The following is a 23349-nucleotide window of genomic DNA, read 5'->3' as shown; positions in this document are numbered from 1 at the left end:
GGGCGATCACGCAGCACGGCGCCCGGCCATCTCCGCCGCGAGCAGCAGCGCGGCGCGGCTGGCGCCGATCGATGCGATCCCCTGGCCTGCGATGTCGTAGGCGGTGCCGTGCGCGGGCGTGCAGATCGGGAACGGAAACCCGCCGAGCAACGTCACGCCGCGATCGAAGCCCATCAGCTTCATCGCGATCTGGCCCTGGTCATGATACATCGTCAGCACCGCATCGAAGGCACCGCCCTTGGCGCGCAGGAACACGGTGTCGGCCGGGAACGGCCCCTCCGCGGCAATGCCCTCGCGCTGGCCGGCCGCGACCACCGGCGCAATCATGTCGATCTCCTCGCGGCCGAAATTGCCGCCGTCGCCGGCGTGAGGATTGAGACCCGCAACCGCAATCCGCGGCCTGGCGAAGCCGGCGTTGCGCATGCAGGCATCGGTCAGCTTGAGCGCACGATGGATCCGTTCGCTGGACAGTCGCGCGGCGACGTCTTTGAGCGGGATGTGGGACGTGACCCGTGCGTTCCAGAGCCGGTCCAGCACGTTGAACTCGCTTGCCGCGGTCTTGAGGCCGACCACCTCCGCGGAAAACGCGATCTCGTCGTCGTACTCGGCGCGGGCAAGCCGCATCGCCTGCTTGTTGAAGGGGGTGAAGCAGACGCCATCGACGCGCCTGTCGCGGCCGAGTTCGAGCGCGTGCCGGTAATTGGCCAGCGCGAATTTACCGCCGGCAAGGGTCGCGGTCTTCGGCTCGACGTCCCTGGGATCGAGGTGGCGAAGATCGACAAACAGCGCGTCGCCCTGCGCCGATCGAAGGTCGTCCCCCTGCTCCACCATGGTCAGGTCCGGCTTGACGCCCGCAACGCGCGCGCCCTCGTCGAAGATGCGGCGGTCGCCGATCACCACGAGCCGGCTGCGGGCGCGGATGTCGTTCTCCGCCATGAGCTTCGCCGTCAGCTCCGGGCTGATGCCGGCGGGATCTCCCATCGCCAATGCAATGAGCGGCTTTGCGGTCATATGATCACCTTCTCCTGAGCTGTCGTCTCATTCCCGGCGGATGGCGTGGGCTTGCGCAGCAAACGCGCGAGCTGCAACGCGAGCGGAAGCAGCAGCAGCGCGATGCCGGCCACGATCAGGCACGTCACCAGCTTGTTCGCAAAGAAGATCCCGAGCGATCCCTTCGACATCAGCATCGACTGCCGGAACGCATCCTCGGCCTTGTCGCCGATGACGATCGCGAGCACCAGCGGCGCCAGCGGATAGAACAGCTTCTTGAAGAGATAGCCGACGATTCCGAACCCGAGCATCATCACCACGTCGAGATAGGAGTTCGACACCGAATAGGCGCCGACGACGCAGATGATCACGATCAAGGGCGCGATGACCACGAACGGAATTCGCATCAGGGCGGCGAAGACCGGAACGGTCAGCAGCACCAGCGCAACCGCGACGATGTTGCCGACATACATCGAGGCGATCAGGCCCCAGACGAAATCCTTCTGGTCGACGAACAGCATCGGCCCGGGATTGAGGCCCCAGATCATGAGCCCGCCCATCATGACGGCGGCGGTCGCCGAGCCGGGAATGCCGAGCGAGAGCATCGGCAGCAGCGCGCTGGTGCCCGCGGCATGATCGGCCGTCTCCGGCGAGATGATGCCTTCGACCTCGCCGGTGCCGAAATATCGGCCGCGGCGCGAGAAGCGGCGGGCGATGCCGTAGCTCATGAAGGATGCGGCGGTCGGGCCGCCCGGCGTGATCCCCATCCAGCACCCGATCGCGGCGCTGCGCAGCAACGCAACGCTATGGCGCGGCAGGCGGCCGATCGCGCGAAACACCTCGCGCCAATCGATCTTAGAGGAGACGGCGCGGGCATGAAATTCCTCCTCGACGGCGACAAGCAGCTCGCCGATGCCGAACAGGCCCATCACGGCGACGACGAAGTTCACCCCCTTGACCAGTTCGTCGATGCCCATGGTCAGGCGGACGCTGCCCGAGACGGTGTCGATGCCGATGGCGGCGATCGCAAAGCCGATCGCCAGCGCCACGACGGTCTTGATCGGTGCCGCCCCGCCCATGCCGACGAAGCTCGCAAAGGCCAGGAAATAGACCGCAAAATATTCCGGCGGCCCGAAGGCGAGCGCGACCTGCGCCACCCAGGATGCGAGGAAGGTGATCAGGATGACGCCGACCAGCGCGCCGAACGCAGCCGAACCGAAGGCGGTCGCGAGCGCCGTCGTCGGCCGGCCGTCGCGCGCCATCGGATAGCCGTCGAAGGTGGTTGCGACTGAGGACGGCTCGCCGGGGATGTTGAACAGGATCGAGGTCACCGAGCCGCCGAACAGCGCGCCCCAATACATGCTGGAGAGCAGGATGATCGCCGACACCGGCTGCATGCCGAAGGTCAGCGGCAAGAGCAGCGACACCCCGTTGGGCGCGCCCAGCCCCGGCAGCACGCCGACGAGAATGCCGAGCAGCACGCCGACCGCCATCAGGAGCAGATGCGGCACGGTGATCGCGATGGTGAAGCCGTGCAGGAGTTCCTGGAGATTGTCCATCCGCCTCTCCGTCAGATGCCGAACGCGGCGGCGAGCGCGCCATGCGGCAGGCTAACCTGGAACATGCGCTCGAACACGACGTAGAGTGCCAGCGCCGTTGCCGCCGCCATCGCCAGCGCGCGTGGCACGGTCTGGTGCCTCGGGATCGCCAGTACCGCGAAGACGTACAGGCTTGAGGCGAGGTACATCCCGACCAGCGGGATCGCGGCCACGAAGATCGCGGCCGGCACGAACAGGCCGGCAAGCCGGCGCAGCTCGATCGGTGTGATCGCCATGGGAACGCTTGCGAGCGTGGTCGCCGGCAAAAGACCTCTCACCAGATTGTAGAGGCTTCCGAGCACGATGATGATTCCGGTCAGGAACGGGAACGTGCCGGCGTCCACGCCCGCGCTCGACCAGCCGATGCCGTTGTCGAGGCTGGAGACGACGACGGCCACACCAAAGCTGCCGGTGAGGATAGCGGTCGCAAGTTCAAGCGCGCGGCGCGATATCATCGCGGGCTCCGGTCGAATGGCGTGCAGCGGCCGGTGAATGACGCACGCGTTTTCCAAGCCATCAAGTGTCGTCCCGGCGAAAGCCGGGACCCATAACCCCAGGGAGAAGTTTGACGAGGACTGGAAGCCAAGTCGGTACCACGACCAACACTCCGCGATAGATCACGCGGTATGGGTCCCGGCGTCCGCCGGGACGACAGTGGGGATTGTTGCACGATGGTCGCCTCACTTGACCAGCCAGCCCTGCTCGCCCGCAACCTGCTTGACGTGCTCGAGGTCCTGCTTGATGAACTTGTCGAACTCGGCGCCGGTCAGGAACGTGTCGACCTGGGAGGTCTTCTCGATGTAGTCCTTCCATTCCGGCGTCGCCTGCACCTTCTTCATGAGGTCGACATAGAACGCGGCCTGGTCCGGCGTGACCTTGCCGGGCAGCCAGACCGTCCGCGGTTGCTCATATTGCTTGATGTCGAGCCCTTGCTCGGCGCAGGTCGGAACGTCGCTCCAGCCTTCGGTCGCGGTGACCTTGGGGCCCTGCGGCAGCCGCTTCGGACTGAAAACGCAAAGCGGTCGCTGCGTGCCGCCACGCCATTGCCCGAGGCTCTCGCTGGGATTGTTGACGTGGGAGTCGAGATGTCCGCCGGCGAGCTGCACGGCGGTCTCGGCGCCGCTCTTGAAGGGGATGTAGGTCAGTTTGACCTGACCGGCCTTCTCGATCATGCGGGTCAGCACCTCGTCGGTGTCCTTCGACTGTGCACCGCCCATCTTGAATTCGCCTGATGCGGCCGCCTTCAGATAATCCCCCGCCGTCTTGTAGGGCGCGTCCTGCTTGACCCAGAGCAGGAACTCGTCCTGCGCCATCGCCGCGATCGGGGTGAGATCGGTGTAGTTGAAGGCGACCTTGGAGACGAGCGGCTGCTGCCAGGCGTTCGACGTTCCGAAGATCACCTTGTAGGGATCGCCTGCGGACGCCTTGCCGTAGACATAGCCTTCGGCGCCGCTGCCGCCGCCCTTGTTGACGACGACGATGGGCTGCTCCGTCAGCTTGTACTTGGTGACGATGTTCTGCACCGCGCGGGCGAGATTGTCGGTGCCGCCGCCCGGCCCTGCCGTGGCCACGAACTCGATCGGCTTCTGCGGTTGCCAGGCCGCAAACGCCGGGACTGTGCCGGCGAGCACGGTCGCGGCTGCGGAAAGCAGAAGTGTTGACGTCCGACCCATGATTTCCTCCAGCTTTTTATGTTCTGTTTTATTTGTCGTATCGACGTCCGGTCAGGCGACGCGTTCCTCGCGCCTCCCTGATGCCAGGACGATGGCGCCTTCTTGTTCGAGCGCTTCGATCTGCTTCTGGTCGAACCCGTGCTCGGCCAGCACCTCGCTTGTGTGCTCACCGTAGACCGGCGCACCGATGCGCACTTTGCCTGGGGTCTCCGAAAACTTGACCGGAAGCCCGATCGTCTTCACGGGACCGAGCGTGGAATGCTCGACCTCGACGACCATCTCGCGCGCCAGCGTCTGCGGATCGCGGAGCGCCTCCAGCATGTCGTGCACGGGGCCGCACGGCACGCCTTTCTCGTCCAGCGCCGCGAGCCAGTGCGCCCGCGACCGGGTGCGGAAGCGCTCGCTCAGGACGGCCTCGAGCTCCTTCAGGTTCGCCATGCGGTCGGCCCCGGTGACGAAGCGCGGATCGGCGGCAAGCTCGCTCGCACCGAGCGCTTCGAGCATCAAGAGCCAATGCTTCTTGTTGGCGCCGCCGACCACCAGCCAGCCGTCCGAGGCCTCGAAGGCCTGATACGGCGCGTTGAGCGGATGCGCCGAGCCCATCGCGCGCGGCGCGGTGCCTGCGGCCAGCGCGATCGTGGACTGCCAGTAGGTCTGCACCAGGGCGGCCTCGTAAAGCGAGGTCTCGACCCACTGCCCTTCGCCGGTCTTGAGGCGATGCGTATAGGCGGCAAGGATGCCCATGCTCGCGAGCAGGCCCGCGGTGATGTCGGACAGTGGCGGGCCGCACTTCACCGGCGGCCCATCCGGACGCTCACCGGTGAAGCTCATGATGCCGCTCATCGCCTGCGCGACCAGATCGAAGCCGCGGCGGTGCTTGTAGGGGCCGGTGCGGCCGAACCCCGAGAGCGAGCAGTAGATCAGCGTTGGATGCTGCTTGTGCAGTTCTTCGTAGCCAAAGCCGAGGCGTTCCATGGCGCCCGGCGCGAAATTCTCGACCAGCACGTCGGCGTCGGCGATCAGCCGCCGCAGCACCTTCTTGCCGCCATCGGTCTTCAGGTCCAGCACGATGCCGCGCTTGTTGCGGTTCATCATCAGGAAGGAGGCCGCCTCCTCGCCGATCTTCGGCGGCACCGAATGGCGGGTGTCGTCACCGTTCGGCCATTTCTCGATCTTGATGACGTCAGCGCCCATGTCGGCGAGCATCAACGTGCAGGTCGGTCCCGCCATGACATGGGTGAGATCGATGACCTTGAGGCCGGCAAGCGGTCCCGAACGGCGAGAGGTGGATTGCGATCGATCGCTTTGCATCGGCCCGTCCTACTGGCCGCGCCATTTCGGCGCGCGCTTGTTGAGGAAAGCATCGAGCCCTTCGCGAAAATCCTGGCTCGTGTAGCACATCAGGATGAGGTCTTCGCCCTCGTCCCGCGTCAGCCGCTTTTGCAGGCGGGCCACCGCCTGCTTGGTCGCGGTCAGCGTCAGCGGCGCGTGGCTGGCCAAGAGCCGGGCAACTTCATCGGCGCGCTTGTCGAGCGCTGCGATATCATCGACGACCTCGCCGAGCAGCCCGACGCTGGCGGCTTCGGTGGCGTCAATGAGGCGCGCGGTGAAGATCAGATCCTTGACGCGCGCAGCGCCAATGAGCGCGGTGAGACGGCTGACATTGGACATCGACAGGCAATTGCCGAGCGTCCGGGCAATGGGAAATCCGATTTTGGCGCTTCTGGTGCCGATGCGCAGGTCGCAGGCCGCGGCGATGCCCGCCCCGCCGCCGGTACAGAATCCGTTGATCGCGGCGATGGTCGGGACCCGGCACTGCTCGAGCGTGGTGAGCACCCGATCGATCCGGTTCTCATAGTCGATCGCGTCTTGCGGCGTCTCGAACTCGCGGAACTGGTTGATGTCGGTGCCCGAGGCGAAGGCTTTGTCGCCGGCTCCACGCAGCACGAGCACCTTGATCGATTGCTCGCGGTCGGCCTCTTCGCAGATCGCCGCGAGCCGTTCGTACATGGCGAAGGTGAAGGCATTGCGGGCCTGCGGGCGGTTGAAGGTGATCCGCCCGATGCCGGCGTTGCATTCAAAAACGAGGTCGTCCGCCTCCGCAGCCAGGTCCATTTCCTCATATCCTCTTGTTTTTTACATTTTTGAATGCAAAATTTGGGATTAGCAAGCTGGAACTTCCAGATTTCGACCGATTACTTCATTTTTGCATTCAAACAGGAGTCGCGTGCCATGCTTCACGAGGAGGTCGTCGGCCGCATCCGCGCCATCCTGCTCGACGGCGAGATCCCGCCGGGCGCGCGGATTCCCGAGCGCGAGCTATGCGACCGGCTCCAGATCTCGCGCACGCCGCTGCGCGAAGCGCTCAAGGTGCTCGCAGCCGAAGGCCTCGTGCAGCTCCTGCCCCATCGCGGCTCGCGCGCGGCAAAGCTGACCGACAAGGACATGCGTGACCTGTTCGAGGTCTGCCAGGGCCTCGAAGCCCTAGCCGGCGAGCTCGCCTGCGAGCGCATCACCGACGCCGAGATCGACGAGATCGCCGCCGCGCACACGGACATGGTGCAGCGTTATCGCGAGGGCGACCTGATCCAGTACTATCGCGGCAACCGCGCCATTCACGAAGCCATCGTCGCCGCGGCCGGAAATCCCGCACTGACCGGGCTCTACGCCTCCGTGACCGCGCGCATTCGCCGCGCGCGCTACGTCACGCCGATGACGCCGCAACGCTGGGCGTTCGCCGTGAAGGAGCACGAGGCGATCCTGAACGCGCTGCAGCGGCGCGACGGTGCCGGTCTCTCGCACATCCTGCGAGCGCATCTCCGTCACAAGCGCGAAGAGGTCTTGCAGGCCGGCTTTGCCGAGACGGAAGCAAGCGACCTCGCGCTGCGGATCGCGTGAGGCGGGCTCGCCCGGCGAACATTCGTTCGACCCTTTCCGCGTCTGGCTTTCGCGCCGCTTCGCTGCGATAACCGCCCTCGAAGATCGGTCGTAAGATCAGGCAATGCCGCAATGAACAAACCGCTGCCCTCAGACCCCGTCGCTCGTGCGACCTCCGACAGCACGGGAAGCGCACCGCAAGGCGGCTTTGCCGATCTCGTTCCCGAACTCGGCGTTTCCAGCATTGAAGCCAGCCTGCGGTTCTGGCGCGACTTGCTCGGCTTCGAGCTCGCCTATGATCGCCCCGATGCGCGATTTGCGTATCTCGTCAGAGGACGCTTGCAAGTCATGCTCTGCGAATTGAACGGACGCTGGGAGACGGCCGAGATGCAGCGGCCATTGGGACGCGGCGTCAATTTCCAGATGGTCGTCGATCGCATTGATCCCATGCTGAGGGCTCTCGGCGATGCCAATTGGCCGCTCTACGAGCAGCCGAACGAAGCCTGGTATCGGGTCGGCGATCAGGAATTCGGCCAGCTTGAATTCCTCGTCCAGGATCCGGATGGTTACCTCGTGCGCTTCGTCGAACGCCTTGGCACGCGCACGCAATCCTGACGTAAAAAGATTCGTTCCTGCCGCATCGCGCGATCAGGAGACACAATCGCGACACAATCGTTGATTGCATTGCGATGGCGCGCGAAAAGCCGCGCAAAACAAAAGACAAAGGCGGAGGAAACGCATGACTATCGATGTCTCACGTCGATCCCTGTTCGCATTGGGGGCTGGCCTTGGCGCCAGCGCAATGCTCGGCGGCAGCGCGCTTGCCCGCGCTCCCAAACTCGGCACCCAGACGCCCTATTGGCACCGCTTCGTTCTCGGCGACGCCGAAGTGACCGTCGTCTCCGACGGACCGCTGCCGCTCGGCGATCCCTCCGGGACCTTCACCGGCGTTCCCAAGGAAGAGGTGAAGAAGATGCTGGCGGACAATTTCCTGTCGCCGGACAACGTCGTGCTCGAGCAGAACTCGCCGATCGTCAACACCGGCGACAAGCTTATCCTGTTCGACACCGGTATGGGCAGCTCCAAGATGTTCGGCGCCACCACCGGCCGGCAGCAGAAGAGCATGACCGAGGCCGGCATCAAGCCGGCGGATATCGATGCCGTGGTCTGCTCGCATGCCCATATCGACCACATCGGGGGCATCGTGGACGATGGCGGCAAGCCGCTGTTTCCGAACGCGCAGATCTACATCTCCCAGACCGATTTCGACTTCTGGACCGACGAAGGCAAGCTCGGCAGCGCGGCCAAGGACTTCGTGGTTCACGCCCGCAAGAATCTGCTGCCGGTCCGCGACCGCATCGTGTTCTTCGAGGACGGCCAGGAATTTTTGCCGGGCGTGCAGGCGATCGCGGCGCCCGGTCACACCGTCGGCCACACCATCTTCCTGGTCAGCTCGGCCGGCAAGTCCTTTGCCTTCCTCGGCGACCTCTCGCACCATTCCGTGCTGCTGCTGGAGCGGCCGCGGATGGAATTCTCCTACGACACCGACCCGAAGCAGGCAGCCGAGTCGCGCGTCAAGCTGCTCACCATGCTGGCGGCCAACAAGACGCCCGTGATGTCCTATCACTTCGCCTGGCCCGGCTACGGCCACGTCGCCAAGGCCGGCGACGGCTTCCACTACTATCCCGAACCGATGCAGATGACGTTGTAGTCAGCGACATCAAGCCCGGGTCGCGCATGTGCGGCCCGGGCCGTTCGCTTGATCTGCCCGACAGAGGGGAATGATCCCTGACCGGTTCCCGTCGCGGCGCAACGACCCTTCTGGAGCATTTTCCGGCAAGGCAGGCCCGTTCCAGGCAAGAGTTCGCCGCACTGCTCGGGTAAGAGTCCCTTGGCATCACCTTCATCGACGTGAGCGCGTGACGCCCCTTTGGTCTTGCGCCGCTCACGCTCGCAAAATGCTCAGGAGACATGCCATGAAGATCGTCGTGATCGGCGGCAGCGGACTGATCGGATCCAAGCTCGTTGCGAGGCTCAAGCAGCAAGGCCACGTGGTCGTCGCGGCCTCCCCGAAAACAGGCGTGAACGCCGTGACCGGGGAAGGCCTCGCTGACGCGCTGGCGGGCGCGGATGTCGTGGTCGATGTCGCCAACGCGCCGTCCTGGGAGCCCGCCGCCGTGCTCGAATTCTTCCAGCGTTCGAGCCAAAACCTCGCCGCGACCGAGGCTGCAGCTTCCGTCAAGCATCATGTCGCGCTATCGATCGTGGGAACCGATCGCTCGCCCGACATCGCCTATTTTCGAGCCAAGCTCGCGCAGGAGACCATCGTCAAGGCGTCTCCGGTCCCCTACTCGATCGTTCGCGCCACGCAGTTCTTTGAATTCCTCGGCGCCATTGCGGAGACGGGCGCGACCGAGGGCCGGGTCGTCGTGCCATCGGCGTTGTTTCAGCCGATCGCATCCGACGACGTGGTCGCTTCCCTCGCGGAGGTCGCGACGGGACGTCCGCTCAACGGCACGATCGATATCGCGGGACCGGAAAAAGCTCCCTTCAACGAGTTCGTTGCGCGCCGCCTGAAAGCGTCCGGCGATAGCCGCCCGGTGGTGGGAGACGCCAAGGCTCCGTATTACGGTTCTCCCATCGCGGATACCTCGCTGGTCCCGCTGGGCGAGGCGCGGCTCGGGAAAACGCCGCTCGCAACATGGCTCGCGACGGCCTGACGTCCCAAGGTCGCCGCAACCACGGCAATGAAGGAAATCCCATGCGCAGATTGCTGATCGCAACGGCGGCTTACGCCGCATTCGTCCTCGCGGCCGATGCAGCCGAGACGCCGCCGGCCGCGAAGTGGGCCAAAGTGACCGTCGTGTTCGACCAGGTCCTGCCGAACGCCCCCGGCAAGAGCATGAAGGGCGTGCTGGTCGAGTACGGTCCCGGCGGCTCTTCCCCGGCTCACACCCACGCGCGCTCCGCGTTCATCTATGCCACGGTGCTCGAGGGAGCGATACGAAGCCAGGTCAATGACGAGCCCGCCAAGGTCTTTCACAAGGGAGAGAACTTCTTCGAGAAGCCCGGCGATCGCCATGCCGTCAGCACCAACGCCAGCGATACCGAGCCGGCGAAGCTGCTGGCCGTCTTCGTGGTGGACACAACCGACACCGAGCTGACAACGCCGATCGCGAAGTAGCGCGCGGGCCAGGCGCCTCAGCGCAAGATATCAGCAGCCGAGCTTGTCGGCGATGCCGCCAAAATCCCTGGCGACGATGTCCCAATTGCCGGTGGCTTCGAAGTCCACCTTCTGCAACGGCCCATACTCCGTCGGCCGCGCCACGAACGCGGTCTTGAGCCCGTTCTTCTGCGCGGCGGCGAGGTCGCCGTTGTGGGCGGCGATCATCATCACCTCACCCGGCTTGAGGCCGAGCAGGCGCGCAGCGCCGAGATAGGTCTCGGGATCGGGCTTGTAGTGCTCGAACAGCTCCGCGGACATGACGAGGTCCCACGGCAGGCCAGCGAACTTCGCCATGTTGGTGAGCAGCGCGACGTTGCCGTTCGACAGCGGCGAGATGACGAATTTCGACTTCAGCCGCGTGAGCCCCGCGACGCTGTCGGGCCAGGGATGCAGGCGATGCCAGCCCTTGGTGAGGTAATCGAGATCGGCCTCGGTGAGGCCCTTGATCGAGAATTGCGCGACCAGCTTCTCCAGCGAGCGGCGGTGCAGATCGTCGAGCATGACATAGCCGCGCTCGGGATGTTTGCGCACGTCGTCCATCGAGGCCATGTACATGCCGCGCCAGCCGTCGACCAGCGCGGTCCAGTCGGCGCTGATGCCGCGCTGCTTGCTCCACCACATGAAGTCGGTGATCAGGCTGGTGCGCCAGTCGACCACGGTGCCGAACACGTCGAAGACCAGGGCTTTGACGGCGGTGAGATCGGACATGTGCGCTTCCTCTTTTTGCTTTTTGTCGTTGTCATTCCGGGACGCGCGAAGCGCGAACCCGGAATCCAGAGGTTGTCGGCGCGAGATTCCGGGTTCTCCGGGCCGCGCTTCGCGCGGTCCCGTTCGCCCCGGAATGACGGCCAACGTCAGTCCAGGTGGAACTTCGCCAGCTCGCGGTGCTCGGCCTTGATATAGCGGACGGTGCCGGTGACGGAGCGCATCACCACCGTCTCGGTCTCGATCACGCCGTCCTTGCGGAACTTGACGCCCGAGAGCAGCGAGCCCGTGGTGACGCCGGTGGCGGCGAACAGGCAGTCGCCGCGCGCCATGTCCTCGATGCCGTAGATCATCTTGGGATCGTTGACGCCCATCTTGGCGGCGCGCTCGCGCTTCTCGTCGGAATCGAGGATGAGGCGGCACTGCATCTGGCCGCCGATGCAGCGCAGCGCCACGGCCGCAAGCACGCCTTCCGGCGCACCGCCGGTGCCGAGATACATGTCGACGCCGGTGTTGTCGGGGTCGGCGCAATGGATCACGCCGGCGACGTCGCCGTCGGTGATGAGGCGCACGGCAGCACCCGTCGAGCGCACGCTCTCGATGATGCTGGCATGGCGCGGACGGTCGAGCACGAGAACGGTGATGCCGTCCGGTTGGACACCCTTGGCCTTGGCGAGGCGGCGGACGTTGTCAGCCGGGCTCGCATCGAGATCGACGATGCCCTTGTCGTAGCCCGGTCCGATCGCAAGCTTCTGCATGTAGACGTCGGGAGCGTGCAGCAGCGTGCCGCCGTCGGCCATCGCCATGGTGGCAATCGAGCCCGGCATGTTCTTGGCGCACAGCGTGGTGCCTTCGAGCGGGTCGACCGCGATGTCGACCTGCGGGCCGGCATTCATGCCAACCTTCTCGCCGATGAACAGCATCGGCGCCTCGTCGCGCTCGCCCTCGCCGATCACGATGGTGCCCTCGATCGGCAGCTTGTTGAGCTCGCGCCGCATCGCGTCCACGGCGGCCTGGTCGGCCGCCTTCTCGTTGCCGTGGCCGCGCAGCCGCGCCGAAGACACCGCCGCCCGCTCGGTCACCCGCACGATCTCCAGCGTGAGGATGCGCTCGAGCAACGCGTGCGGCGGGACTGAAATATGGGTCGACATCGGCTAACTCCTTCGAAACGGTTCTGGACGGAAATCTCCGCCCGCATCAACTCGTAACACCCACAGTTCGTTCGAACCGTGTCATTGCTTGAGCCTGCTCTTTCCGGAAAACCGCTTCACACTTTTGCGCTGGCGCGGCCCTCCGGGTCCGGAGCATGCTCAGTTCTTCTCGATCCGGATCACCTGCGGCCGTCCGCTGATCACCTTGTCGCGCTGCACGGCGGCGAGCGCGCGGCGCACGGCGTCCTCGTGCGTCGCATAGGTGATCAGGATGACAGGCACGGGGACCGCCTTGCCGTTCGCCGGCGCAGCGCCGCCATTGGGATGGCGCTGCACGATCGACTCGATCGAAATCTTCTGTTCTGCCAGCCGGGTCGCGATCGCGGCCGCAGTGCCGGGGAAATCGCGCGCCAGCAGGCGGATGTAGTAGCCGCCCTCGTGGCGCTCCATCGGCGCCTTCTTGGTGTCGCGCAAATGCGAGATCGGTCGGCCGAACGGATTGGCGCGGATGCCGCGCGCGACGTCGGCGATGTCGGCGACGACCGCGGATGCGGTCGCAGCACCGCCTGCACCGGGGCCGACCAGCGTGATCGGCGGAATGCCCTCGCCATCGATCGTGACCGCATTGGTGACACCCATCACCTGCGCGATCGAGGACGATTTTGGAACCATGGTCGGGTGCACGCGCTGCTCGATGCCCTTGGCGGTGCGGACCGCAACGCCGAGCAGCTTGACGCGGTAGCCGAGATCGGCAGCCGCGCGAAGATCTTCCGGCGCGATGGAGGAGATACCTTCGACATACACCGCGCTTTGAGCAACTTTCGTGCCGAAAGCGAGGCTGGCGAGAATGGCGAGTTTTTGCGCGGTGTCGTGGCCGTCGACGTCGAAGGACGGATTGGCCTCGGCATAGCCGAGCCGCTGCGCGTCCTTCAGGCACTCGGCAAAGGAGAGGCCCTCCTGCTCCATCCGCGTCAGGATGTAATTGCAGGTGCCGTTGAGGATGCCGTAGACGCGGTTGATGCCGGTTCCCGCCAGGCCCTCGCGTAACGTTTTGATGACGGGAATCGCGGCGCCGACGGCTGCCTCGAAATTCAGCGCGCCGCCGTGCTTTTCGGCGGCCTTGGCGAGCTTCAGGCCGTGCTTGGCCAGCAGCGCCTTGTTGGCGGTGACGACGGACTTGCCGGCATTGAGCGCGGCCTCGACCGCGGAGAGCGCGGGATCGCCGGCGCCGCCCATCAGCTCGACGAAGCAGTCGACCTCCGGATGCGTGGCCAGCGCCATCGGATCCTTGATCCATTCGACGCCGCGCAGGTCGACAGCGCGCTTCTTGGCCTTCGAGCGCGCGGTGACGGCGACGACGCGAATGCCGCGGCCGCTGCGGCCCGCGAGCACGCGTCCCTGCGTTTCAATCAAACGGACAACTTCGGCACCCACGGTGCCGAGCCCCGCTATGCCCACTTTCAGGGGTGCGACCATGATGCTTATCGAAAACCTGTCGAAGAGAATTAGCGCCGGTTGGCGAGCGGAACGACGTTGTGCAACGTTTCGATGCCGCTTTCAAGGAAGCGGCGCACGCCGCGCGCGGCTTGCCTGATCCGTTGCTCGTTTTCCACCATGGCGATGCGGACATATCCTTCACCATGCTCGCCGAAGCCGACGCCGGGCGACACCGCGACGCCGGATTTCTCCACCATCAGGGTCGCGAACTGCATGCTGCCGACGCTGCGGAACGCTTCCGGCAGCGGCACCCAGGCGAACATCGAGGCTTCCGGCGGCGGAATCTCCCAGCCGGCGCGGCCGAACGATTCCACCAGCGCATCGCGGCGCTTGCGGTAGGTATCGCGCATCTCCTTGATGCAATCGTCGGGGCCATTCAGCGCGGCGGTCGCGGCGACCTGCACCGGCGTGAAGGCGCCGTAGTCGAGATAGGATTTTACGCGGGCGAGCGCGGCGATCACGCGCTCATTGCCGACCGCAAAGCCCATGCGCCAGCCGGCCATCGAATAGGTCTTCGACATCGAGGTGAACTCGACGGTGACGTCCATCGCGCCGGGCACCTGGAGCACCGAGGGCGGCGGGTTGTTCTCGTCGAAATAGACCTCGGCATAGGCGAGATCGGACAGGATCAGGATCTCGTGCTTCTTCGCGAAGGCGACGAGGTCCTTGTAGAAGTCGAGGCTCGCGACATAGGCGGTCGGGTTCGAGGGATAGCAGACCACGAGCGCCAGCGGCTTCGGGATCGAATGCACGATCGCCCGTTCCACCGCCTCGAAGAACTGCGGCGTCGGCTCGGAGGGCACCGAGCGGATCACGCCGCCCGCCATCAAAAAGCCGAAGGCGTGAATCGGGTAGCTCGGGTTGGGGCAGAGGATGACGTCGCCCGGCGCGGTGATCGCCTGCGCCACGTTGGCAAAGCCCTCCTTCGAGCCCAGCGTCGCCACCACCTGGGTGTCGGGGTTGAGCTTCACGCCGAAGCGGCGGGCGTAGTAGCCGGCCTGGGCCCGGCGCAGGCCCGGGATGCCACGGGAGGCCGAGTAGCGGTCGGTGCGCGGCTTGCCGAGCGTCTCCTTGAGCTTCTCCAGCACGTGCGGCGGTGCCGGCAGGTCCGGATTGCCCATGCCGAGGTCGATGATGTCGGCACCGGCATTCCGCGCGGCCGCCTTGGCCCGGTTGACCTGCTCGAACACGTAAGGCGGAAGGCGGCGGATGCGGTAAAACTCTTCCATGGCTCTCTGGGCTCCGGGCACCCGGTCAGGACAGAATCGACAGGCTAGGACGGGCGTTCGAAGACGAGCCACCACTTTCGCAAAAATTACTCCAAATCAAATGCTTAGAGCAATTTTCGACGACGAAGGCTGAAGTCGTTCGCCCTGACTCTCGGCTGAACAGAGGTCTTTTTAGCACGCCAAGGCGGTCGCGCCAGCGATTACCTTGCACCGCCTCATTTGGCGTCCTTGGCGGCGACCGCCTGGCGGTCGCGCGCGGCGGCAAGCTCGGCCTCGATCTTGGCGCGCTGGTCCGGCGGAATGACCGCCTGATCGCGCTCCGGCGGCAGATCATGCACCGGCAAATAGCTGCCGGGCTCCCGGGCATGCGCCTGCGCATCCGCAGGCGTCATATCCGCGAGCTGACTCGAACAGCCGCCCAGCGCGAACGCCACGCTCAGCAGCGCGCCACCGATCAGCAGCGACTTTTGCAGGTCCCTCAACGCCAACACTTGGGAAATTCCCCTACTCGTCCCAAAGCACGGCCCCGGGCAACCTTACCCAAGACCACGCCCAAGCTCAAACCATTGCTGCCCAAATGGTCCGAGCGAGAAAACGCCCCGCCACCACCAAGCCGAGCGGTGCGGCTCGATTGTGACGGAACCAAGAAAATTTGTCGCAGTGCAACACATCTTCGAGAGTGTTTAACGTCAAAGATGCGAGCTTCGCGGTGACGAATACGGAATGAATCGTTACTGTTCTGCCCATGAGTATGGCCACGACCGACACGCCCAAACCCGAGACGAAGTTCGATGCGGAAGCCTTCGCGATGAATGTCGCGCGGGCGATGGAGAGCGGCGGCAAGGCGCTGGCCGCCTTCCTCAAGCCGCGCGAGAGCGGCGAGGTGCAGGACCGTCCGCCGGCCGAGCTCACCGAAGCCGTCAAGGCCTTCACATCGGTTGCCGAATACTGGCTGTCGGACACGTCCCGCTCCTCCGATCTCCAGACCAAGCTCGCCAAGGACTATCTCGACCTCTGGGGGTCGGCGGCGCGCCGCATGGCCGGTCAGGAGGCCCCGCCCGCGATCGCGCCGTCGCCGCGCGACAAGCGCTTTGCCGACCCGGAATGGAAGTCGAACCAGTTCTTCGATTTCGTGATGCAGCTCTATCTGCTCACCACCAGATGGGCGCAGGAGCTGGTGCGCGACGCCGAGGGGCTCGATCCGCAGACCCGCCGCAAGGCGGAGTTCTACGTCCAGCAGGTCGCCAACGCGCTGTCGCCCTCGAACTTCGTGCTGACCAATCCGGAAGTGCTGCGCGAGACGGTGGCGAGCAGCGGCGAAAATCTCGCGCGCGGCCTGAAGATGCTGGCCGAGGACATCGCCGCCGGCAAGGGCATGCTGAAGATCCGCCAGTCCAACCCGGACAATCTCGTCGTCGGCGTCAACATGGCGACGACGCCGGGCAAGGTGATCTACCAGAACGAGATGATGCAGCTCATCCAGTATTCTCCGACCACGGAGAACGTGCTGCGCACCCCGCTCCTGATCGTGCCGCCCTGGATCAACAAGTTCTACATCCTCGATCTCAAGCCGGAGAAATCCTACATCAAGTGGTGCGTCGACCAGGGCATCACCGTGTTCGTGATCTCATGGGTCAATCCCGACAAGCGGCTCGGCAACAAGAGCTGGGATGACTACATGAAGGAAGGCCCGCTCACGGCAATGGACGTGATCGAGAAGGTCACCGGCGAGATGAAGGTGCACACCGCCGGCTATTGCGTCGGCGGCACGATGCTCGCGACCACGCTGGCCTGGCTCGCCGAGAAGCGCCGCCAGCGCGTGTCGTCCGCGACGTTCTTCGCGGCGCAGGTCGATTTCACCCATGCCGGCGATCTCCTCGTGTTCGTCGACGAGGAGCAGATCGCATCGCTCGAGCAGGACATGAAGACCGCCGGCGTGCTCGAAGGCTCGAAGATGGCGATGGCCTTCAACATGCTGCGCTCCAACGATCTGATCTGGTCCTATGTCGTCAGCAACTATTTGAAGGGCCAGCAGCCGAGCGCTTTCGACCTGTTGCACTGGAATTCGGATGCGACGCGCATGACCGCGTCGAACCATTCCTATTACCTGCGCAATTGCTATCTGGAGAACCGGCTGTCGACCGGCACGATGGTGCTCGACAACACGCTGCTCGATCTGTCCAAGGTCAAGGTGCCCGTCTACAATCTCGCCACCCGCGAGGACCACATCGCGCCGGCCGAGTCGGTGTTGTACGGCTCGCAGTTCTTCGGCGGCCCGGTGAAATACGTGCTGTCCGGCTCGGGCCACATCGCCGGCGTGGTCAACCCGCCCGCCTCGAACAAGTACCAGTACTGGACCAACGACAACATCAAGGACGTCAACGTCGCCGAGTGGATGAAGGGCGCAGTCGAGCACAAGGGCTCGTGGTGGCCGGACTGGCGGCAATGGCTGGGCGAGCTCGATCCCGAGGAAGTCCCGGCGCGCGCAGTCGGCAGCGAGACGCTCCCCCCGATCGAGGATGCGCCCGGCAGCTATGTCAGGGTTCGCGCATAGCGGAATCTCCTGCGCTTGTATAAGCTCGCCTTCAGCACTGCGACGAGAGAGGGGACCGCACCATGACGCGCGAATTGTTCTGGCTGACACTGACGGTGATCCTGACCGGGATCCTCTGGATCCCCTACACCATCAACCGCTGCCAGGTTCGAGGTCTCAGTGGCGCGCTGGCCAATCCCTCGCGCGGCGACAAGCCGCAGTCGGAGTGGGCGAACCGGCTGATGTTCGCGCATGACAACGCCGTCGAGAACCTCGTGCTGTTCGCACCGCTGGTGCTGATCCTGAACGCCATCGACTATTCCACGAAATGGACCGTGCTCGCCTGCGCCGTCTATTTCTGGTCGCGCGTCGCACATCTGATCGTCTACGCCATGGGAATCCCGGTGTTCCGCACCCTGGCCTTCACCGTCGGCTTCCTCGCCCAGGCCGTGCTGGCGCTGGCGATCTTCAAGGTGGTTTGAAACAGCAGCGTCGAGGGTCGCTGGACGCTGCTGCAATCCAAAGATATCCTCGCACGGTAACAACCGAAGCGGGGGAATCCCGATGCGGATCCTTTTGCCAGTCCTCGCGGTGCTCGCGCTCGCCGGATTATGTCGCGAGGCCGGCGCGCAGGCGCCATGCCCTGAATTGCGAAGCCTGCGCAGCGAGGCTGTCGAAGCCTCAAAACCGACGACGCGCGCCTTGATGTCGGATCGCTGCGACGCCTATATCCGTGCCTCGCGCGCCTGGAACGCCGTGGTCGATTATGCGAACGACCATAGGGACGTCTGCGAAATCTCCGACCGCTTGCTCGGCGACCTCGAGACGTATCGCCGCGAGGCCGTGGCGGCCCGCAAGAATGTTTGCGCCGGCCGCCCTGTTCGACCGTTTCCAGCCGACATTGTTTTGCAGTGAGTGACGGCGCGTTGCGCCCGGCCCCGGCTCTGCAGCGCATCACTCCGAAGAAGCGTTGCGCTGCGTCCGGGGCGCGAGGCTGCCCTACTCCTGCGGTAGCCCCAGCATCAGCCGCATGTTCTGCACGGCCGCACCCGAGGCGCCCTTGCCGAGATTGTCGAGCCGCGCGACCAGCACCGCCTGGTGATATTTGTCGCTGGCGAAGACGTGGAGTTCGAGCATGTTGGTCTCGTTGAGCGCCTCCGGCTCGAGCTTGCCGCCCTTGGTCGCCTCGTTCTGGAGCGGCATCACCGAGACGTATTTCGAGCCGGCGTAGCGCTTGGCCAGCGCGGCCTGAAGGTCCGCACCGCTGGGCTTGCCTGGCAGCGCGTCGAGCTGGAGCGGCACCGAGACCAGCATGCCCTGCCGGTAGTTGGCGACCGAGGGAATGAAGATCGGCCGCCGCGTCAGGTTCGAATAGAGCTGCATCTCCGGTAGATGCTTGTGCTCGAAGCCGAGGCCGTAGAGCTCGAAGGACGGCGCGCTGCCGTCTTCAAAGCTCGCGATCATCGACTTGCCGCCGCCGGAATAACCACTCACCGCGTTGATGGTGACGGGATAATCGGGCGGCAACAGGCCGGCATCGACCATCGGCCGCAGCAGCGCGATCGCACCGGTCGGATAGCAGCCGGGATTGGAGACCTTCTTCGCGGCCTTGATCTTGCCGGCCTGGTCCGGCGTCAGCTCCGGAAAGCCGTAGGCCCAATCGGGCGCGACCCGGTACGCGGTGGAAGCGTCCAGCACCTTCGGGCCCGACGCCCCCATGCTGTCGATGAGCGCAACCGTCTCCTTGGCGGCCTCGTCGGGCAGGCAGAGGATGACGAGATCGACCTCCTCCATCAGCGCCTTCTTCGCCGCGGGATCCTTGCGCTTGTCGTCGGCGATCGTCTTCACGACAACGTCGCTCTGGAGCTTCAGCCGCTCGTTGATGCCGAGCCCGGTGGTGCCGGAGCCGCCGTCGACGAAGACGGTGGCGGGCTTGGTCGCTGCGCCCGCCTTCGGGGCCTGTTTGGTCTCAGTAAGGCTCATGGCACGCTCCTTTCGAGCTTGTTGGTTTCGGCCGCGAAGGCTTCCGGCCTCACGTCCTGCATCAGTTGTGCAATCTCTCTGGCGTCGGCAGCGGGTTGCGCACCGAGCGCGTTGGCGATCGCGGTATAGTCGGCGTCCGATTTGTGCTGGTTGAGCTTGAAGCTGCCTTCGACCTCTTCAACCGTCATGACCAGACCCACGATTCCCTTCTTCAACGCTTCCAGCCGGCCTGCCGTCATCTTCGCCGATGTCCACGGCTTCTTCGGCAGCAACCAGTTCTCGAACTTGTCGCTGAGCGTGTCGATCTGCACCGCCAGCTCGTCGTCCGACAACAGCTTCACCGGCCCGTTCAGATGCACCGACTGGTAGAGCCAGGTCGGCACCTGATCCGGCGAGACGTACCAGTCGGGCGATACATAGGCATCGGGGCCGTTGACCGCGAGCAGCCAGGAGGTCGCGCCATCCGCAAGCTTTAGCAGCGGATTGTGACGGGCAACATGAAAGGCGGCCTGCGGCGTGCCGTCAGCGGCATAGGTCAGGTAGAACGGCAGCGGCGAGGCGACCGGCTTGTGGCCGTCGAAGGCGCACATCGTGCCGAAGCCGCGCTCGCTTGCGAATTTCAGGCTCGCGGCGCGGTCCTGCTTGAAAAAGGGTGGCGTGTACATCGTGGTCTCCTGCTGGGCCTCCTCGGGGGGCCGCCGGATCAGATCGCGCTGACAGGAGAGAGAATGCCGCGGATCGGATCCAGCGGCAAAGACGATGATCTCAAACGCGACCGACCGCCCAAACCGCTAAAGAGCGGCGGCGGCGACGGGCGAACAGAATGGTCGCGGCGTTGATCATGGCGCGCGGCTATAAGGCCAGATCTGGTTCCCGTCAAGGTTCAGGCGTCAGATCACGCGCCAGATCCATTCCATGATCTTGGCGATCACGTCGCCGAACAGCAGCAGCGCCGCCGACCAGACCAGCGCCGAGACGAAATTGGCGACCTGGAAGCTCCAATAGGGCATCTCGAAAATGCCGGCGGCGAGCGGCACGGAGGCGCGCAACGGGCCGAAGAACCGGCCGATGAAGATGCTGGGCACGCCCCAGCTGCGCACGAAGGCCTCGCCCTTGGGCAGGAGTTCCGGGTAACGCGAGAGCGGCCACATCTGCGCGACCTTCTCCTTGTAGCGGTAGCCGAACCAATAGGAGACCCAGTCGCCGAGCGCCGCGCCGATGCCGCCGGCAATCCACACCGGATAGAAGCTGATGCCGCTCACCCCGATGAGGGCGCCGATCGCCACCAGCGCGCCCCAGGCCGGGATCAGCAGCGAGATGAAGGCGAGCGACTCCCCGAACGCCAGCAGGAAGACGATCGGAGCCGCCCAAGCCTCGTGCGCGCGCACGAAGTCGACCAGTGCGTGCGCAAACTGCTCCATGCAAAAATAGCCTTCTCGCCCCGTCTCAAGGTCCTGCTCAGTGAAAAAGACTGGTAAGCCAGGGACTTGTGTGACATCAAGTCACAAAGTCCGGCTGAGCGTGGACCTCGCTGTCAAATTGCCGGCAACTGAGCGACCCGCGGCGTAAATTCGCCGGGATTAGCTCCCAACCCCGGCGCCGGCTGGCCCTGCGGTGACCTTTCCGGGCCAGCCGTGTCATAGTCGCCCGAACCGATTCGCCGCCAGCGCGGCCCTCAAAGCGCATCAAGATTCATGTCCAAACAGTTGAAGCCCAAAGCAAAAGACGACTTTTTCGGTGGCGACGAGCCCAAGCCCCGCGCTGCCAAGGCGGCGCCACGCGCGGGCGGCGCGGAAGCCGACTACACCGCGGCGGACATCGAGGTGCTTGAAGGCCTGGAACCGGTGCGGCGCCGGCCCGGCATGTATATCGGCGGAACCGACGAGAAGGCGCTGCATCACCTGTTCGCCGAAGTCATCGACAACTCGATGGACGAGGCGCTGGCCGGGCACGCGACCTTCATCGGCGTCGAACTCAGCGCCGACGGCTTTCTCACCGTCACCGACAACGGTCGCGGCATCCCGATCGATCCGCATCCGAAGTTTCCGAAGAAGTCGGCGCTCGAAGTCATCATGTGCACGCTGCATTCGGGCGGCAAGTTCGACAGCAAGGTCTACGAGACCTCGGGCGGCCTGCACGGCGTCGGCATCTCCGTGGTGAACGCCCTCTCCTCCCTTCTCGAGGTCGAGGTCGCGCGCAGCCAGAAACTCTACCGCATGACGTTCGAGCGCGGGCACCCCAAGGGCAAGCTCGAGGATCTCGGCAAGATCAACAACCGCCGCGGCACGCGCGTGCGCTTCAAGCCCGATACCGACATCTTCGGCGCCAAGGCCGCGTTCAAGCCGCAGCGCCTGTTCAAAATGACGCGGTCCAAGGCCTATCTGTTCGGCGGCGTCGAGATCCGCTGGAACTGCGCGCCCGAGCTGCTCAAGGGCGTCGAGGACGTGCCGGCGGAAGCGACGTTCCACTTCCCCGGTGGGTTGAAGGATTATCTCGCCGCCGCGATCCACGCCGACACGCTGGTGCATCCCGACATCTTCTCCGGCAAGTCGGGGCGCAACGGCGCGCATGGCGCCTGCGAATGGGCGGTCGCCTGGACCGCGGACGCCGACGGCTTCCTCTCGTCCTACACCAACACGGTGCCGACGCCCGATGGCGGCACGCATGAATCGGGCCTGCGCAGCGCGCTGCTGCGCGGCCTGAAGGATCACGCCGAGCGCGTCGGCCAGGGCAAGCGCGCCTCGTCCATTACGTCGGAAGACGTGATGGTGGGTGCGGCCGTGATGCTCTCGGTGTTCGTGCGCGAGCCTGAATTCCAGGGCCAGACCAAGGATCGCCTCGCCACGGCGGAAGCGCAGCGCATCGTCGAGCAGGCGATGAAGGATCCGTTCGACCACTGGCTCTCGGGCAATCCGAACCAAGCCAACAAGCTGCTCGACTTCGTGATCGACCGCGCCGAGGAGCGCCTGCGCCGCCGCCAGGAGAAGGAGACGGCGCGCAAGACCGCGGGCAAGAAACTCCGCCTGCCCGGCAAGCTCGCCGACTGCAGCGACGCCGGCACCGAAGGCTCAGAGCTCTTCATCGTCGAGGGCGACTCGGCCGGCGGCAGCGCCAAGCAGGCGCGCGATCGCAAGACCCAGGCCGTGCTGCCGCTGCGCGGCAAGATCCTCAACGTCGCCTCGGCCGGCAAGGACAAGCTGACGGCGAACGCCCAGCTCTCCGACCTCGTGCAGGCGATCGGCTGCGGCACGCTGGCGCAATATCGCGAAGAGGATCTGCGCTACCAGCGCATCATCATCATGACCGACGCCGACGTCGACGGCGCCCACATTGCTTCGCTGCTGATCACCTTCTTCTACCGGCAGATGCCGCGGCTGATCGACGAGGGCCATCTCTTCCTCGCGGTGCCGCCGCTCTACAAGCTCACCAACGGCTCGAAGTCGGTCTACGCCCGCGACGACGCGCACAAGGAGGCGCTGATCAAGAGCGAGTTCAACGCCAACGCCAAGGTCGAGGTGAACCGCTTCAAAGGCCTCGGCGAGATGATGCCGGCGCAGCTCAAGGAGACCACCATGGACCCGGCCAAGCGGACCATGCTGAAGGTGGTCCTGCTGGCTGACGACCGCGACACCACGGCGGATTCGGTGGAGCGCCTGATGGGAACCAAGGCCGAGGCGCGCTTCGCGTTCATCTCGGACAAGGCCGAGTTTGCCAATGAGGATCTGCTGGACGTCTGACCTCGCGCGCTCCCGTCAAAAAGCCCCGGCTCAAGTCCGGGGCTTTTTCATTGGTGGAGACGATACCGCCCTGTCCCGGCGCTTGATGCGCCACGCCGCAGCGACTCGCCGCACGCATCCCGCGACTCGGCCAGCGACTCACAGGCGCCA

23 protein-coding genes are annotated in these 23349 nt (G+C 65.1%); 9 read left to right on the top strand and 14 right to left on the bottom strand.

Features of this window, described 5'->3' with window-relative positions; all coding sequences use genetic code 11:
* Positions 1-6: 6 nt before the first annotated feature.
* The 6 genes from XI08_RS31330 to XI08_RS31305 form a co-directional block, all read right to left on the bottom strand.
* Positions 7-1011: a 4-hydroxythreonine-4-phosphate dehydrogenase PdxA gene (locus tag XI08_RS31330; RefSeq protein ID WP_271577342.1), complete on the bottom strand. Its 1005-nt coding sequence runs from the start codon at positions 1009-1011 to the stop codon at positions 7-9.
* On the bottom strand, positions 1008-2549 hold the full coding sequence (locus XI08_RS31325) for a tripartite tricarboxylate transporter permease (protein ID WP_271577341.1): 1542 nt from the start codon (positions 2547-2549) through the stop codon (positions 1008-1010). The genes XI08_RS31330 and XI08_RS31325 overlap by 4 nt, the downstream gene beginning before the upstream one ends.
* Positions 2550-2560: 11 nt before the next feature.
* Positions 2561-3043 (bottom strand): tripartite tricarboxylate transporter TctB family protein, encoded by a 483-nt coding sequence (locus tag XI08_RS31320; RefSeq protein ID WP_271577340.1) that lies wholly within the window; start codon positions 3041-3043, stop codon positions 2561-2563.
* Positions 3044-3268: 225 nt separating this feature from the next.
* The gene (locus XI08_RS31315) at positions 3269-4261 is read right to left on the bottom strand and encodes a Bug family tripartite tricarboxylate transporter substrate binding protein (RefSeq protein WP_271577339.1); all 993 of its coding nucleotides are present in this window, start codon (positions 4259-4261) and stop codon (positions 3269-3271) included.
* 51 nt (positions 4262-4312) lie between these two features.
* A complete protein-coding gene (locus XI08_RS31310; RefSeq protein ID WP_271577338.1) occupies positions 4313-5572 on the bottom strand; it encodes a CaiB/BaiF CoA transferase family protein in 1260 nt (419 codons plus the stop codon).
* 9 nt (positions 5573-5581) lie between these two features.
* Positions 5582-6376 (bottom strand): enoyl-CoA hydratase/isomerase family protein, encoded by a 795-nt coding sequence (locus XI08_RS31305; protein ID WP_271577337.1) that lies wholly within the window; start codon positions 6374-6376, stop codon positions 5582-5584.
* 117 nt (positions 6377-6493) lie between these two features.
* Between XI08_RS31305 and XI08_RS31300 the strand changes: the two genes are divergently transcribed.
* The 5 genes from XI08_RS31300 (at position 6494) to XI08_RS31280 (ending at position 10322) form a co-directional block, all read left to right on the top strand.
* Positions 6494-7159 carry a GntR family transcriptional regulator gene (locus XI08_RS31300; RefSeq protein WP_271577336.1) on the top strand — a complete coding sequence of 222 codons (666 nt, stop codon included), beginning with the start codon at positions 6494-6496 and terminating at the stop codon, positions 7157-7159.
* A gap of 111 nt (positions 7160-7270) precedes the next feature.
* On the top strand, positions 7271-7753 hold the full coding sequence (locus XI08_RS31295) for a bleomycin resistance protein (protein WP_271577335.1): 483 nt from the start codon (positions 7271-7273) through the stop codon (positions 7751-7753).
* A gap of 124 nt (positions 7754-7877) precedes the next feature.
* Positions 7878-8849 carry an MBL fold metallo-hydrolase gene (locus tag XI08_RS31290; RefSeq protein ID WP_271577334.1) on the top strand — a complete coding sequence of 324 codons (972 nt, stop codon included), beginning with the start codon at positions 7878-7880 and terminating at the stop codon, positions 8847-8849.
* Between the two features lie 265 nt (positions 8850-9114).
* Positions 9115-9858 (top strand): SDR family oxidoreductase, encoded by a 744-nt coding sequence (locus XI08_RS31285; protein ID WP_271577333.1) that lies wholly within the window; start codon positions 9115-9117, stop codon positions 9856-9858.
* A 41-nt stretch (positions 9859-9899) separates the two neighbouring features.
* Positions 9900-10322: a cupin domain-containing protein gene (locus XI08_RS31280; RefSeq protein ID WP_271577332.1), complete on the top strand. Its 423-nt coding sequence runs from the start codon at positions 9900-9902 to the stop codon at positions 10320-10322.
* A 30-nt stretch (positions 10323-10352) separates the two neighbouring features.
* Here the strand turns inward: XI08_RS31280 and XI08_RS31275 are convergent, their stop codons facing one another.
* From XI08_RS31275 to XI08_RS31255, 5 genes are all read right to left on the bottom strand, one after another.
* Positions 10353-11072, bottom strand: coding sequence for a haloacid dehalogenase type II (locus XI08_RS31275; protein ID WP_271577331.1), 720 nt, complete (start codon positions 11070-11072; stop codon positions 10353-10355).
* 146 nt (positions 11073-11218) lie between these two features.
* Entirely contained in the window at positions 11219-12220 is a 1002-nt protein-coding gene (gene glpX / locus XI08_RS31270) for a class II fructose-bisphosphatase (RefSeq protein WP_027542637.1), read from the bottom strand.
* A 159-nt stretch (positions 12221-12379) separates the two neighbouring features.
* Positions 12380-13696 carry a homoserine dehydrogenase gene (locus tag XI08_RS31265; protein ID WP_271577330.1) on the bottom strand — a complete coding sequence of 439 codons (1317 nt, stop codon included), beginning with the start codon at positions 13694-13696 and terminating at the stop codon, positions 12380-12382.
* 29 nt (positions 13697-13725) lie between these two features.
* Positions 13726-14946, bottom strand: coding sequence for an LL-diaminopimelate aminotransferase (locus XI08_RS31260; protein WP_028171284.1), 1221 nt, complete (start codon positions 14944-14946; stop codon positions 13726-13728).
* 215 nt (positions 14947-15161) lie between these two features.
* Positions 15162-15437, bottom strand: a complete 276-nt coding sequence (locus XI08_RS31255; protein WP_092182391.1) for a hypothetical protein — start codon at positions 15435-15437, stop codon at positions 15162-15164.
* Between the two features lie 254 nt (positions 15438-15691).
* Here XI08_RS31255 and XI08_RS31250 point away from each other — a divergent pair, with 254 nt between their 5' ends.
* The 3 genes from XI08_RS31250 to XI08_RS31240 all read left to right on the top strand — a co-directional run bounded on the left by XI08_RS31250 (position 15692) and on the right by XI08_RS31240 (position 18394).
* On the top strand, positions 15692-17500 hold the full coding sequence (locus XI08_RS31250; protein WP_271577329.1) for a PHA/PHB synthase family protein: 1809 nt from the start codon (positions 15692-15694) through the stop codon (positions 17498-17500).
* A 62-nt stretch (positions 17501-17562) separates the two neighbouring features.
* Positions 17563-17961 (top strand): MAPEG family protein, encoded by a 399-nt coding sequence (locus XI08_RS31245; RefSeq protein ID WP_092182395.1) that lies wholly within the window; start codon positions 17563-17565, stop codon positions 17959-17961.
* A 109-nt stretch (positions 17962-18070) separates the two neighbouring features.
* Complete coding sequence (locus tag XI08_RS31240) at positions 18071-18394, top strand: hypothetical protein (RefSeq protein WP_271577328.1); 324 nt, start codon at positions 18071-18073, stop codon at positions 18392-18394.
* An 84-nt stretch (positions 18395-18478) separates the two neighbouring features.
* Here the strand turns inward: XI08_RS31240 and argC are convergent, their stop codons facing one another.
* The 3 genes from argC to XI08_RS31225 form a co-directional block, all read right to left on the bottom strand.
* On the bottom strand, positions 18479-19462 hold the full coding sequence (argC, locus tag XI08_RS31235; protein WP_271577327.1) for an N-acetyl-gamma-glutamyl-phosphate reductase: 984 nt from the start codon (positions 19460-19462) through the stop codon (positions 18479-18481).
* Entirely contained in the window at positions 19459-20127 is a 669-nt protein-coding gene (locus XI08_RS31230; RefSeq protein ID WP_271577326.1) for an FMN-binding negative transcriptional regulator, read from the bottom strand. The genes argC and XI08_RS31230 overlap by 4 nt, the downstream gene beginning before the upstream one ends.
* A 225-nt stretch (positions 20128-20352) precedes the next feature.
* Positions 20353-20883 carry a DedA family protein gene (locus XI08_RS31225; RefSeq protein WP_027542628.1) on the bottom strand — a complete coding sequence of 177 codons (531 nt, stop codon included), beginning with the start codon at positions 20881-20883 and terminating at the stop codon, positions 20353-20355.
* 273 nt (positions 20884-21156) lie between these two features.
* On the opposite strand from XI08_RS31225, the gene parE reads away from it, so the two are divergent.
* Positions 21157-23199: a DNA topoisomerase IV subunit B gene (gene parE, locus XI08_RS31220; RefSeq protein WP_027542627.1), complete on the top strand. Its 2043-nt coding sequence runs from the start codon at positions 21157-21159 to the stop codon at positions 23197-23199.
* Positions 23200-23349 lie beyond the last annotated feature (150 nt).

This window comes from Bradyrhizobium sp. CCBAU 11361 (assembly GCF_028128935.1).
GTDB lineage: Bacteria > Pseudomonadota > Alphaproteobacteria > Rhizobiales > Xanthobacteraceae > Bradyrhizobium > Bradyrhizobium niftali.
The sequence above is the reverse complement of the archived record's forward strand: the minus strand, read 5'-3'. Positions and strand labels throughout refer to the sequence as shown.